Raw genomic sequence first — 12,981 nt, 5'->3', positions numbered from 1 at the left:
TTACCTCTCCTCCCGGCCTACAGGCCCAACTCCGCTTTAAGCTCAAGCAGCGCGTCGCGAAGCTCCGCCGCACGTTCGAACTGCAGGCTCTTGGCCGCTTCCTTCATCTCCGCTTCCAGACGCTGCAGCAATGACTGGCGCTCTTTCTTCGACATCTTGTCGACGCCGACACCCGTCAAATAATCGCTCTTCTGCTCGGCGGCCTTCGTTGCCTCGATAACGTCATGCACTTTCTTGCGGATCGTCTGCGGGGTTATGCCATGCTTCTCATTATAAGCAATCTGAATGGCACGACGGCGTTCCGTCTCGCCAATCGCGGTGTTCATGGAGTCCGTATGCCGGTCCGCATACATGATAACCCGGCCCTCGGAGTTACGCGCCGCACGGCCCATCGTTTGAATCAAGGAACGCTCCGAACGAAGGAAGCCTTCCTTATCCGCATCAAGAATGGCCACGAGCGAAACTTCCGGCAAATCCAAGCCTTCCCGAAGCAGGTTAATCCCGACGAGCACATGGAATGTTCCGATCCGCAAATCGCGCAAGATCGCCAAACGCTCCAGCGTCTTGATATCGGAATGCAAATAACGCACTTTAATGCCGACATCCTTCAAGTAGTCCGTCAGATCTTCCGACATCTTCTTCGTCAGCGTCGTGACCAGAACACGTTCATCCTTGGCGATCCGGTCGCGAATCTCGATAAGCAGGTCGTCGATCTGTCCCTTCGTCTTGCGCACTTCGACGATCGGATCAAGCAGTCCTGTCGGACGGATGATCTGTTGAATCATGTCAGGGCAATGCTCCAATTCGTAGGGACCCGGCGTAGCCGAAACGTAAATGGCTTGCTTCACCTTCGCCTCGAACTCCTCGAAACGAAGCGGCCGGTTGTCCATGGCGGACGGCAGCCGGAAGCCATGGTCCACGAGCACTTCCTTCCGCGCGCGGTCCCCATTGTACATGGCGCGGATCTGCGGAAGGGTCACGTGGGACTCGTCGATGACGATCAGCATATCGTCGGGAAAATAATCCATCAGCGTATACGGCGTCGCTCCCCGCTCGCGGAACGTCAAAGGTCCGGAGTAGTTCTCGATTCCGCTGCAGAAGCCCATCTCCTGCATCATCTCCAGGTCGTAGCGCGTCCGCTGCTCCAGCCGCTGCGCTTCCAGCAGCTTCCCGTTATCGCGCAGCTCCGCAAGCCGCTCCTCCAGCTCCCGTTCGATATTCTTGATGGCGACCTTCATCGTATCTTCATGCGTTACGAAGTGAGAGGCCGGGAAAATCGCGACATGGTCGCGTTCGCCGATGATTTCGCCGGTCAGCACGTCGATTTCGGTGATGCGCTCGATCTCGTCTCCGAACAATTCCACGCGCATCGCGCGCTCGTTATTGGCTACAGGGAAGATCTCGATGATGTCACCGCGGACGCGAAACGTACCGCGCGTGAAACTGATATCGTTGCGCTGGTATTGAATGTCGACCAACTTGTGCAAAATCGCGTCCCGCGACTTCTCCATGCCGACGCGCAGGCTCAGAACGAGCTTCCCGTATTCGATCGGGGAACCGAGGCCGTAAATGCAGGACACGCTTGCGACGATGATGACGTCCCGCCGTTCGAACAACGAACTTGTCGCGGAGTGACGGAGTTTATCGATCTCGTCGTTGATGCTGGAATCCTTCTCGATAAACGTATCGGAGGACGGGATGTAGGCTTCAGGTTGATAATAATCATAATAGCTGACGAAATAAGAGACCGCGTTGTCCGGGAAAAATTCCTTAAACTCGCTGCAAAGCTGCGCCGCCAGCGTCTTGTTATGCGCAATGACGAGCGTCGGGCGGTTCAGCTTCTCGATCGTATTGGCGATCGTGTACGTCTTCCCCGTCCCGGTCGCGCCCAGCAGCGTCTGATGCATCGTGCCTGCTTCCACGCCGTTCACGAGATGACGGATCGCCTCCGGCTGATCGCCTTGCGGCGTATAATCCGATTTCAACACGAAGCGCCCGCCCTGTTCTTGCTGTTCAACCATAAATTCGCTACACCCCGATCCTATGTCTTCTATGAAATCCCTATTAGCTTGTATGCCCAAAATGCCTCGAAAAAATAGACGAGAGTTGTAATTTACACATAAGAAAGCGCCTTGTAAACAAGGCCGCTGAGGCCTAGGCGCTCATCCCCTTGAAAGATGGACTCGCATAAGAATATGTGTTCCCATTCTCGTATATTATACCGTGTTCCCTTTGACGTTGCAATGAGCGGTTCATCTTTCCAAGAGCAGGCTTGCTTCGTTTTCGGCATAGAAAAACCCCCGTGAAGTCGGGAGCGACTTCAACCGGGGGATCCGAATCGAGCTTATAAAGAGGAAGATGCCGACGTCGAACGGCTGCGGCTCTTGGCCGTCCGCTTGCGAAGCAAGTCGAACAGCGATGCCGGAGACGCGGCGGCGTAAAATCCGGCTTGATCGTCCGGCGACAGCACGACGCCAAGCTGATGGTGCTCACCGGCATAGCGGGCGCGCTGCACGAATTTCACATGCCCCTCCAGGTTAATCGCTTCCAGTTTGCAGAAAGCCGAGTTAATATGCAGCGCGGCATGCAGCTCTTCTTTCGACCTCACTAGCGCGCCGTTAACCTTCTGAATGATTTCTCCGGCCTGCAGGCCCATTGCCTCTGCCGGCGTACCCGGAATGACAGCCAGGATTCGCAAGCCGCGGCCATCGTGCACATAGAGCGATGTGTTCGCGTCTTCCTTGTAGTAGCTGACCGCGACAAGCGCCTCGTGAAACAGCAGCGCGCACAGCGCGGCCGCCAACATTAGCGGCGACCAGTAGGATGCCGCAACGGCCACGACGCCGACGGCAAGACCGTAGAGCAGCAGCGCTTTCGAGGCGCTGCGGGCCTTCGCGCCGGGCAGCATGGTCCGCGTGAGCTCCGTGAAACCGATCATCATCGGGAACCCGATCATCGTCACGCCATGGCTCCAAGCCGATCCGCCGCCTAGCAGCAGCGACCACGGCAGGTCAACGCCGCCGCCGCCCGCGGCAGCCGGCACAAGCAGCAGCATCGGCACAGGCCAATACCCTTGCAGCATGTAGCCGCCGACAAGCTTGCCCCGCTTGCCTTCCAGAAACAGCGGGCTTGCAAATCGCGCGCCTTGCCAGCGCACCAGCAAACCTTCGGCGATATGCATCAGCGCCACGAGCACGAGCAGGCCCGGTATATCCAATCCGCCGATCGAACGGACAGCGGTTCCGATCCAATCGCCCCGGCCGTCGAGCGATGACCAGCCAAGCCCCCATTGCAGCAGGCCGAGCATCCCTGCGCTGTAGGCGAAGCATAGATAACGCACGCGCACGAGCAGCAGCACGACAGCTGCGCCCCATAGCCAGAGCACCGCCTCGCCGTTAACCGTGACTCCAAGAAACAAGCCGATCAACGTAATCAATACACCGACAACGAGTCCCGCGAGCATCGTTCGGGCAAGTTGATTCGGCCAAGCGTGAAGGCGCACATGGAACAGTTTGCGCTCCAGCCGCGTCTGGCGAAAATATTGCAGCATGATGAGCAACACGCCAATATAGTAGAACGGGGACAGCAGCAGCCCAAGCGCCGCCGATCCCGCCAATCGAAGCAAATCCGTAGCCGCTTCCAATCCTTTCACCTCCGAGCGTTCATGGCAAAAAAAAGAAGGCCGTATCCCGAAATCAACGGAATACTAACCTTCTTCTTATTCGACATCGGCTTCCTAATCCCTGCTGGTTTTATTTTACATTCCCCAGCTTGGCTTGCAAAACGCTGACGGCCTTCTGCAGCTGCGCATCGCTCTTCTCGTCGCGAATCTTCGCGATCAGCTGCTCCTCGACCTTCTCGGCCGTCGCTTTGTCCGCATTGCCGGTCATGGACAAGCCTGCCTTCTGCTGGAACAAACGCACGCTGTCCGCCGTAGCCGTGCTATAATAACCGTCCTTGCGGTCGATCTTATAGCCCAAGCCCGTCAGCATGACCTGGAGGCTCTTCGTATCCTCGCTGATCGTGTTCGGCATCAGTGTTGTCGTCTTGGACATGCGCGCTGCCGTGTAATAATCCGGCGGTTGTACCGCAACGTCCGGCTTCAGCCCCTTCTCGTGCACCCAGTTGCCAAGCGGGGTCAGCCATTTCGCGATCGTCATCTTGATCATGCTGCCGTCCGCCAGCTGCTTGTCGTAGCTGACCTGCACCGTCCCTTTGCCGAACGACGTTTCGCCGACGAGCACGGCATTGGCTTCTTCCTTGAGCGCACCGGCCAGCACCTCGGAGGCGCTTGCGCTGCCTTTGTTGATCAACACCGCGACGGGGTACTGCTTGCCCGGTCCGTTCGAAGCGGTTTTCTCCCGGTGGCCGTTCTTATCTTCGACTTGCACGATCGTCTTGCCCTTCGGCACGAACGGCTGAGCGACGGACACAACAACGGGCAGCACGCCGCCGGGATTGCCCCTCACGTCTATAATGAGCGCCTTCATATGCTGCTTTTCCAGTTTGTCCAACTCTTCGGCGAAACGGTCTCCCGTGTTCAGCGAGAATTGACGGATTTCTATCACGCCGATGCCGTCGTCGCGCAAGTGCGCATAGACGGTCTCGTAATCGATATCGTCGCGGACGATGGTCAACTGCAGCGGCTGGTTCATACCGGACCGTTGAATGAGCAGTTTGACCTTCGAGCCTTTCGGCCCGCGAATCTTCGCCACGGCGTCGTTCAAGGACAAGCCGGACAGCTTCTCGCCGTTCACCGACAGGAGGACATCGTTCGGCATGACGCCCGCGCGCTCCGCGGGAGAGCCTTTGATCGCCGATTCCACGGTGATTTTGCCATCCTTGATTTGCACGCCCGCGCCGATGCCCGTGAACGAGCCTTCGATCGTCTCGGAGAACTGCTTGGCAACGCTCTTCTCCATATACACCGAATACGGGTCGCCTAGCGCGCCCATCATGCCGTTCACCGCACCGTCCAGTACCTTCACCCGGTCCACGTCGCGGAAATATTTCGTCTCGATTAATCCGAGCACGGTATTTAGTTTGCGAAGCTCTTTCTCATTGAGCCCGTATTGTCCGGACGATGCCGATGACGCCGCTCTTGTCGTCGTCCCTTCGCTTCCGAAGGCGATAAATCGATCCGCGACCGTCAGCGTGACCAGTACGGAGGCTGCCATCGTAAGCAAAATAAACGCCGCCACTGTTCGTCCTTTAAACTGCACGTCAACACCCCTTCATAAGCCGGCAGTTCAGCCGGCAGCAATATTCCCAACTTTCCTAGTATATGACAAGCCGCACCCAATTATTTGTGATCGGGTGCGGCATCGTCGTATCGGCAAGGGGCTTGCCTGCCCCTTGCCCGCTATTTATTTGAGATAAGGCGCCGGATTGACGGCTTTCTGATTCAGACGGACTTCGAAGTGGAGATGGTTGCCCGTGGAATCGCCCGTACTGCCGACTTCCGCAATCTTGTCGCCGCGTTTGACCGACTGTCCCTCTTTAACCATAATGCCGCCGTCGCGGATATGACCGTAAACCGTCCATAAACCGCCGCCGTGATCAATGATGACGCAGTTGCCGTAACCGTTCGACCATTGGGCAACTAGGACGACGCCGGATTCCGCCGCGTAGATCGGAGTCCCTTTCGGAACCGCCATATCCATGCCGGTATGCAGCCTGCGCACGCCATAAATCGGATGCGTTCGGTAGCCGAACGGGGAGCTGAGCCGCCAGCTGGCCTGAAGCGGCATGCCCAGCTTGCCGCCGGGGTTGTAATACACTTTGATCGTTTTCTTCTTCGCTTCCAGATCGGATACTTTCTTCGCCAGCTGAATGAGCAGTTCTTCCTGCTCCTCGCTGATTTCGTCGAGATCGTCCGCCTGGCTTTTATATTTCTGTACCATGACTTCTTTCTGCTGTTCCTTGTCTTTCAGAAGAGCCTTGTAGTCTGCCAGCTTGCCGTACATCGTTTTCACTTCAGCCAGCGATTGCTCGACTTCTTGTTTCTTCTCTGCGACCAGCACCTTATCTACCTTGCGCCCATCCAATATATCGCGGTCCTGTCCAAGGATGGATGAGAGCGAATCCATCCGATCGAGAAAATCGCTGAAGCTCGAAGCGCTGAGCAGTACGTCCAGGTAGGATACGATGCCGTTCGTGTACATGAGGCGAATACGCGATTGCAGCAGCTTATCCTGCGTCTTGATCCGCTCCTCAGCCGCTTCCAGATCCGCGCCAGCCTGTCTGGCCTGCGCTTCCTTCGCGTCGATTTGCGATTGCACCGTATTCAGCTGCGTGCCGACTTCATTGATTTGGGACACGATCTCCGTCACGGATTTCGCCGTCTGATCTTTCATGGCCAAAACGCTTTCCTTGTCCTTATCCGCCTGATTGCGGTTATGCGTGGCCGCGCTCATCTCCTTGCGGACTTCGGCAAGCTCCTTATTGATCTTATCGAGCTGCGAAGAAGCTTGACCTTGCGTTGGTTGAAAGATGTATCCCGCCAAAACGATGATCGCGAGAACCAATAGTCCTTTCTTCACGTTCACAGTCACCTACACTTTCAAATATTTCCGAACGGATAACGTGCTTCCCCATATTCCGATCAGCGTGCCGAGCGCCAGCGTAATGGAGGAAACGGTGAATCCCGCATCCTGCAGCGTCACCAGCTTGATCATCATGAGGCCGAGCTCGAACTGGGAGGCATCCACCAGCTGCGAATAGCCGAACAACAGCAGTACGATCGTGATGGCTGAACCCAGGATGCCGATTAGCGCGCCTTCGATAAAGAACGGCCAGCGGATAAAATTGTTCGTCGCGCCGACGAGCTTCATGATGCCGATTTCGCGGCGACGCGCCAGAATCGTCATTTTGATCGTATTGGAGATCAGGAACATCGCGGTCAACGCCAGACCGACGACGATGACGAGACCGATATTGCGGACGGCGTTCGTCACTTTGAACAGCGTCTCGACCGTCCCTTTCCCGTATTTCACGCTCGTGATCGGCTTGCTCTCGTCCGAACTGCCGATCGCGTCGATTTTCTTCGCGGCGTAAGCAATATTCTGCGGATCGAACACGTCGACCGTGAACGAATCGGGCAGCGGATTGTTGGTCTTGTCATAGCCTTCAAGCAGCTCCGAACCGTCCGCGCCGATGCTGGTGCGCAAATCCTCCAGCCCTTGTTCCTTGGAAACGAAAGCTACCTTCTTCACTTCGGGGATGTTGCCGATCGCATTCTTCAGTTCGGAAATCTTGGCTTCCGGCGTGTTCAGCTGCAGGTACACGCGGATTTGAACCTGACTTTCGATCTGATCGGCCAAATTATTGACGTTGAGCGCAAGCAGCAGGAAAACGCCGAGAATAAACAGCGAGATGACGATGGAGCTCACGGAGGCGAAGGTCATCCATCCGTTGCGTACCACATTCTTGACGCCCTCCCGCAGATGGCGCAGCAGGGTGCTAATTTTCATAACCGTACTCTCCTCTCAATTCGTCGCGCACGATCGAACCGTTCTCGATCGCGATGACGCGTTTGCGGAGCGTATTGACGATTTCTTTGTTATGCGTAGCCATGATGATGGTCGTGCCGCGGAAATTGATCTCTTCCAGCAGGTTCATGATGCCCCAGGAGGTTTCGGGATCGAGGTTGCCCGTCGGTTCGTCCGCCACGATGACGGAAGGATTGTTGACGATGGCGCGCGCGATGGCGACCCGCTGCTGCTCGCCGCCGGACAGCTGCTGCGGGAGACTGGCGTGCTTGCCTCGCAGTCCGACAAGATCGAGCACCTCCAACGTCCGTTTCTTAATGATGCGTTTGGGCGCCTCGATGACTTCCATCGCGAAAGCGATATTCTCATAGACGGTCAGCTTCGGCAGCAGGCGGTAATCTTGAAAAATAACGCCGATGTTGCGGCGGACAAACGGGATCTTGCGCGGCTTCAGCTTGCCGATGTTGAAACCGTTCACGGAGATTTGGCCTTTAGTCGGAATTTCCTCGCGATAAATCAATTTCATGAAGGTCGACTTCCCGGCTCCGGAAGGACCGACTAAATAAACGAACTCATTGCGTTCTATAAGAACGGAAACCCCGCGCAGGGCATGGGTTCCGTCGGCGTACGTTTTCCATATGTCTTGAAGCTCGATCACAATATCACATCCTGTAGATAGTCAGCTTTGCTATATTCGACATAAGGGTGTTAAATCCTCTACGAAAGTCCCACATTCTGCATTTTTCATAATTCTCATGAATGTCTTTTGGCGAATTGCGTGTATAAAGGCATATATTTTTCGACAAATCCGCTAGCTTGACAGCTTGTTAGCAAAAAACAGCCTGGCTCTGCATATACATGTACGAATCGCTTCTAAGACCGTGTTCTTCTTAGGCGAGCGCGGCGCGTCTATTCCGCAGAAATATAAGCTTAAACATGAGGTGAACCTTATCCATTCCTATAGTTCAAGGAGTTGAGTGAAGTGAAAATCAAATGGATCCATCTCACTTGGACGCTGCTCGTCCTGTGTCTGCTGCTGTTCTCCGCCGGCTGGGGCGGCATTTGGGTGTATGCATCGCAGAAAACGGTACCCGAGAAGCTGTCTCTGGCACTTGACGGCACAAGTTCGGGGAAAGGCATGATCCCGCTCAAAAGCGAAGCGGTTGTCGATCTCGGCAGCCTGAACATAGCCGAGGCCAAACAGAAAATCACGAATCGCCAAGCGGCCTTGGAGCAGCTGCGGCTGACCGTGAAAGGCGGACCTCCCGGCACCAAGCCGAAATCGTGGACGCTGGCCCAGCTCGGCCTATCCGTCGACGCCCGTGCAGCCGCAGCGGCGCTTGGTACGTTAGGCAACGGGAGCGTGCTGGAACGCGCGAAAGCCCGATGGCATTTCCCCGAGCGGTTAAGCGTCAGCGCGAACTGGAATCAGGCACAGTTCGTCAAGCAGATGCGGAGCGAGTGGGGCTATCTCGATGCCGGAGATCCTGTCAATGCGAAGCGGACGATTACAGACGACGATCAGATCGCATACGCCGCCCATAAGGATGCCTACCGTCTGGACACGGACAAGATGTTCAAGCAGGCGGTGCAGGCGGTGGAACAAGCCATTGGCCGCGGCTGGAGCAGCGCCATGAAGCCGGTCAGCATCCAAGTGGAGCTGAAAGTCGTTCATCCTTCGGTCACGCTCGATCGACTGAAAGCCGAGGGCGTCGACCGGATGATCGCTTCGTTCACGACAACCTTCAGAACGAGCGGCACCGGACGCGCGTATAACGTTGAGATGACCGCCCGCACGCTGAATGGGTGGACGCTTGCGCCGGGCGAAGTGTTCGACTACGGCAAAGTCGTCTCGGCCACGAACGAACATTACGGTTACCGCGCGGCACCGGTCATTCTGAACGGCGCTTTTGTCGAAGGCGTCGGCGGCGGCATCTGCCAAGTTTCCAGTACCTTGTACAATGCGGTGCTGCGGTCGGGACTCGAACTAGTAGAGCGGCGTAACCATTCATTGCCCGTCGCTTACCTGCCGCTCGGGCAGGATGCGACCTTCGCGGAAGGGGCCATCAATTTCCGCTTCAAGAACACGACAGGCAAAACGCTGGTCATCCGCACGGCCGTGAAAGACCGGCAGTTGACCGTGAAGCTGTTCGGTACGATGCCGAAAAACGTCAGCTACGCCATTACGTCGAAGACGATTCGCACGATTGCGCCGTCGGTCAAGGAAGTGGCGCGCGCCTCGCTTCAACCAGGTTCCAGGCTTTTGCTGACTTCCGGCAAGTCCGGCTACATCGTAGAAACGTTCCGCTCCAAGCTTGTCGACGGCAAGGCCGTATCGAGCAGCCGGGTCTCGCGTGATACGTATAAAGCGCAGCCAACCGTATATGCCGTTGCACCGGAGCAAACCTCGCCCGGCGGCAGCCTGGAGAAGGAGAAGCCGCTGCTGGAGGACGGCGTGGCGGAGTAAGCGAGGCAGCATAAGAAAGGAATGGTAAGTATAGCTAGGTGAACGAGGCTGAGTAAGCAAGGCTGAGTATACAAGACGTGGGAAGCAAGGCGAAGTAAGCAACAGCGAAATAAGCGGGATACAGAGTTGGGTTTCCTCCACTGGCGATCCGATACATAAAAAAGCCCCGTCTCGGAGCGCTGACCGTGAATTCGTCAGCCCGGGACGGGGCTTTATCGTATGCATGTGATTCAATTAGCGGCTGCGTTCCGCGTATTCCGTGACCCAAGACGCCGTTCCCGCCAATTCGCCTTCCGCGCGAACGATGGCTTCCGTGACCTGTTTCGTTGCCGTGCCGCCGTAAACGTTACGGGCGTTCACGACATTCTCCGGCTGCAATACGCTGTAGATCCGATCATCGAACAACGAGGAGAATTGCTTGAATTCATCGAGCGTCAGGTCGAGCAAATATTTGCCCTGCTGGATGCAGTAGAGCACCGTTTTGCCGATGACCTCATGCGCTTGACGGAACGGCAAGCCTTTGCCGACGAGGAAGTCGGCGATATCCGTCGCGTTGGAGAAATCCTGATTGACGGCTTGACGCATCCTGTCCTTGTTGACCTTCATTGTCGCGATCATCGGCGCAAACAACTGAAGTGCGCCTTGCAGCGTGCGAACGGTATCGAACATGCCTTCTTTGTCTTCCTGCATGTCCTTGTTGTACGCCAGCGGCAGCGACTTCAGTACGGTCAGCAGGCCGACGAGGTTGCCGTAGACACGGCCCGTCTTACCGCGGACAAGCTCGGGCACGTCGGGATTCTTCTTCTGCGGCATGATGCTGCTGCCCGTGCAGAACGCATCATCCAGCTCCACGAAATGGAACTCCGTGCTCGACCAGAGGATAAGCTCCTCGCTCAGACGAGACAGATGCATCATGATGATCGACGCATGCGACAGGAATTCCAAGATGAAATCGCGGTCGCTGACGGCATCCAGGCTGTTCTCGTACACGCGGTCGAATTTCAATTGGCTCGCCACGAAATGGCGGTCGATCGGGAACGTCGTGCCTGCGAGCGCGCCGGCGCCGAGCGGCAGCATGTTCACGCGCTTGTAGCTGTCCTGCAGACGCTCGATGTCGCGGCCGAACATGCTGACGTAAGCCATCATATGATGCGCGAACAGGATCGGCTGCGCGCGCTGAAGATGCGTATAGCCCGGAAGGATCGTATCGATATTGGCTTTCGCCTGCGAAACGAGCGCCTCCTGCAGCTTCTGAAGCATGTCGACGAATTCGACGACGCGTTTGCGCAAGTACAGGTGCATATCCGTCGCAACCTGGTCATTACGGCTGCGTCCCGTATGCAATTTGCCGCCTACGGAGCCGATATCGTCAATCAGCGTCTTCTCGATGTTCATATGGATGTCTTCGTCTGCGATTGAAAACTCCAAGTCGTTGCGCTTGATGCGCTGCAAGACGCGATGCAAGCCGTCCTTGATCGTCTCCACGTCCGCGGCCGGCAGGATGCCCTGCTTGCCCAGCATCGTTACGTGCGCCAAACTGCCTTGAATGTCTTCCTCGGCCAATTCTTTATCAAATGTTATCGATGCCGTGTATTCTTCAACCAGCTGGTCGGTTTTCTTCGTGAACCGGCCGCCCCATAATTTACTCACAAGCGGTGCACTCCTTTATCGTTTCGTGCCTTTTCTGACGAACGACCCGGACCGGCATGGTGCGCCGGCACGGGTCTGTCGTTATTACTTCTTGTTCTGCTCGACGCCGGACGATACTTTCAGGCGAAGCGCGTTCAAGCGGATAAAGCCGGTTGCGTCGCCTTGATCGTAAGCTTTGGACGGATCGGCTTCCATCGTCGCGATGTCCGGGTTGTACAGGCTGACAGGGCTCTTCACGCCTGCGCCGATGACGTTGCCTTTGTACAGCTTCAGGCGAACGACGCCGGTGACGTTCTTCTGGCTTTCCAGCACGAGCGCTTGCAGCGCAAGACGCTCCGGCGCGAACCAGAAGCCGTTATATACGAGCGATGCGTATTTGGAAATGAGCGAGTCGCGCAGGTGCATGACGTCGCGGTCCATCGTGAGCGATTCCATTTTGCGATGCGCGGTGAACAGGATCGTGCCGCCCGGTGTCTCGTAGACGCCGCGGCTCTTCATGCCGACAAAACGGTTCTCGACCATGTCGACGCGGCCGATGCCGTGCTTGCCGCCCAGCTCGTTCAGCTTCTCCATGACTTGCAGCGGGCTCAGCTGTTCGCCGTTAATGGCGATGCAATTGCCGGCTTCGAACGTCAGCTCTACGTATTCGGATTGATCCGGCGCATCCTCAGGGGAGACGGACAATACGAACATGCCCTTGTTGTCGTCGCTGCTCGGATCGAACCACGGATCTTCCAGCATGCCGCTCTCGAAGCTGATGTGCAGCAGGTTGCGGTCCATGGAGTACGGCTTCGCCGCGGAAGCCTGTACCGGAATGTCGTGCTTCTCCGCGTACGCGATCATTTCCGCGCGGCCCGGGAACTGCTCGCGGAATTCTTCGAGGCGCCAAGGCGCGATGACGGCGATGTCCGGTGCCAGAGCGGCAGCCGTCAGCTCGAAGCGCACTTGGTCGTTGCCTTTGCCCGTCGCGCCGTGCGCGATCGCCGTCGCGCCTTCCGCGCGCGCGATGTCGACCATGCGTTTCGCGATAAGCGGACGCGCGATGGACGTGCCGAGCAGGTACTGGCCTTCATACAGCGCGCCGGATTGGAACATCGGGTAGATGAAATCTTGCGCAAACTCGTCGCGCAGGTCGTCGATGTATACTTTGGACGCGCCAGTTGCCAACGCCTTCGCTTCCAGGCCGTCGAGCTCGTCCTTTTGGCCGATGTCGGCCGTGAAAGCGATGATTTCCGCGTCGTAGGTTTCTTTGAGCCATTTCAAGATGACGGACGTGTCTAGACCGCCGGAGTATGCGAGAACGATTTTTTCCTTTGCCATAAGTACGCTCCTTAATGGATGATAATTTCGGGAAAATGCTTAAGTGCATGCCCT

General features: G+C 56.6%; 9 protein-coding genes. 1 reads left to right on the top strand and 8 read right to left on the bottom strand.

From position 1 onward, the window contains the following. Nucleotides 1-17: 17 nt before the first annotated feature. From uvrB to ftsE, 6 genes are all read right to left on the bottom strand, one after another. Nucleotides 18-2,021, bottom strand: a complete 2,004-nt coding sequence (uvrB, locus tag GZH47_RS18615; RefSeq protein ID WP_162642484.1) for an excinuclease ABC subunit UvrB — start codon at nt 2,019-2,021, stop codon at nt 18-20. 323 nt (nt 2,022-2,344) lie between these two features. Further along, nucleotides 2,345-3,652 (bottom strand): PDZ domain-containing protein, encoded by a 1,308-nt coding sequence (locus tag GZH47_RS18610; RefSeq protein ID WP_404823692.1) that lies wholly within the window; start codon nt 3,650-3,652, stop codon nt 2,345-2,347. 100 nt (nt 3,653-3,752) lie between these two features. Then, nucleotides 3,753-5,222, bottom strand: a complete 1,470-nt coding sequence (locus tag GZH47_RS18605) for a S41 family peptidase (protein ID WP_162642482.1) — start codon at nt 5,220-5,222, stop codon at nt 3,753-3,755. Nucleotides 5,223-5,366: 144 nt separating this feature from the next. Next, nucleotides 5,367-6,542: a murein hydrolase activator EnvC family protein gene (locus tag GZH47_RS18600; RefSeq protein WP_162642481.1), complete on the bottom strand. Its 1,176-nt coding sequence runs from the start codon at nt 6,540-6,542 to the stop codon at nt 5,367-5,369. 12 nt (nt 6,543-6,554) lie between these two features. Then, on the bottom strand, nt 6,555-7,472 hold the full coding sequence (ftsX, locus tag GZH47_RS18595) for a permease-like cell division protein FtsX (RefSeq protein ID WP_162642480.1): 918 nt from the start codon (nt 7,470-7,472) through the stop codon (nt 6,555-6,557). Continuing rightward, nucleotides 7,462-8,148, bottom strand: coding sequence for a cell division ATP-binding protein FtsE (gene ftsE, locus GZH47_RS18590; RefSeq protein ID WP_162642479.1), 687 nt, complete (start codon nt 8,146-8,148; stop codon nt 7,462-7,464). Before ftsE ends, ftsX begins: the two co-directional genes overlap by 11 nt. A gap of 324 nt (nt 8,149-8,472) precedes the next feature. Between ftsE and GZH47_RS18585 the strand changes: the two genes are divergently transcribed. Continuing rightward, complete coding sequence (locus GZH47_RS18585) at nt 8,473-9,957, top strand: VanW family protein (protein WP_162642478.1); 1,485 nt, start codon at nt 8,473-8,475, stop codon at nt 9,955-9,957. 234 nt (nt 9,958-10,191) lie between these two features. Here GZH47_RS18585 and argH read toward each other — a convergent pair whose 3' ends face one another. Together argH and GZH47_RS18575 are read right to left on the bottom strand one after the other, a co-directional pair. Then, nucleotides 10,192-11,607, bottom strand: coding sequence for an argininosuccinate lyase (gene argH, locus GZH47_RS18580; RefSeq protein ID WP_162642477.1), 1,416 nt, complete (start codon nt 11,605-11,607; stop codon nt 10,192-10,194). A gap of 84 nt (nt 11,608-11,691) precedes the next feature. Continuing rightward, nucleotides 11,692-12,927 carry an argininosuccinate synthase gene (locus GZH47_RS18575; protein ID WP_162642476.1) on the bottom strand — a complete coding sequence of 412 codons (1,236 nt, stop codon included), beginning with the start codon at nt 12,925-12,927 and terminating at the stop codon, nt 11,692-11,694. Nucleotides 12,928-12,981: the final 54 nt, after the last annotated feature.

It is taken from the genome of Paenibacillus rhizovicinus, from assembly GCF_010365285.1.
GTDB lineage: Bacteria > Bacillota > Bacilli > Paenibacillales > Paenibacillaceae > Paenibacillus_Z > Paenibacillus_Z rhizovicinus.
The sequence above is the reverse complement of the archived record's forward strand: the minus strand, read 5'-3'. Positions and strand labels throughout refer to the sequence as shown.